General features: G+C 69.8%; 1 protein-coding gene. It reads right to left on the reverse strand.

What is annotated here, in order from left to right:
• Positions 1-48: 48 nt before the first annotated feature.
• A complete protein-coding gene (locus ACIBTX_RS32400; RefSeq protein ID WP_396833405.1) occupies positions 49-735 on the reverse strand; it encodes a C39 family peptidase in 687 nt (228 codons plus the stop codon).
• Positions 736-1,135 lie beyond the last annotated feature (400 nt).

Raw genomic sequence — 1,135 nt, forward strand, 5'->3', positions numbered from 1 at the left:
GCCGAAAGGGCCGGACCCCGTGGGGTCCGGCCCTTTGCGGTGTGGTTGTCAGCTGGTGGCGTAGCCGCGGGTGGCGATCCAGTCGGCGAGGTGTTCGACGGTGATGTCGTAGGCGGCGGTGTTCGCATCGGCGGAGTCGGCGATCCGCACGGTGTTGCCGTCATCGCGGTAGCCCACGACGCTGATGTAGTGCCCGCCCTCGAAGGAGTGGGTGTTGCCGTCGGTGTCGACGCTGGTGCCGGCGATGTTCGCGACCACGGCCCGACCGTCATCAACGGTCTTGACGATGTCGGCGCGCAACCGGTCGGTCTGGGTGGCGTCGGCGTCGGGCTTGCTGATCTCCACGCTGTGGTAGGCGTCCGACTTACCGGTCTCCTTGTTCAACACCGGCGTGATGTCGTTAATGCTGTTGGTGCCGGCCTCGGTGGTGCCCATCTCCTTGGCCATCGCGTCCACGCTGATGTCCTTGCCCTGCACACTCAGCGCGTTACGGGTAGCGGCCGGACCGCAGTAGTAGAAGTTCGGCTGCGCCTCGTACCGCACACCCAACTGCCGCTCACCATGACCCTTACGCTCAGACTGCGACTGCGACTGCGACTGCGACTGCGGCTGGGACGTCGGCTTGGCGGTGCTCTCCGCGGCGAACGCGGCCGTGACGGGGCCGGCGATAGCGCCGCCGGTGAACGCGAGACCAGCAGCGGTCAGAGCGGCCTTACGAATCAGATCGGTACGCATGATGGCGTGCTCCTCTGCGTCGGGGGAAACGCGCACTCGGCACACGGGGGCATGCCGGGCGGGGAAAGATCGTGGGGGGATCAGCCGGCGGCCCAGCAGGGGCCTGCTCGGGTGTTCCGGAGGGTGGTCCAACGGTCCGGGTCAGCGGATCATTCCCCCGCTGATGGACCGGGGACGGCCGGTGGTGCTCGGCCGTGCGGGGGATGTAACGACACCGACCCGGCGGGTGTTCCCGGCCGCGGCTACCGGCTCTGGGCCGGCGAACTGCTCGGCGGCGCGGGGGATGTAACGACGCCGGCCTGGCGGGTGTTCCCGGCCGCGGCTACCGGCTCTGGGCCGGCGAGCTGCTCGGCGGCGCGGGGGGTGTAACGACGCCGGCCCGGCGGGTGTTCCCGGCGGC

It is taken from the genome of Micromonospora sp. NPDC049359, from assembly GCF_044466585.1.
Taxonomy (GTDB): domain Bacteria; phylum Actinomycetota; class Actinomycetes; order Mycobacteriales; family Micromonosporaceae; genus Micromonospora.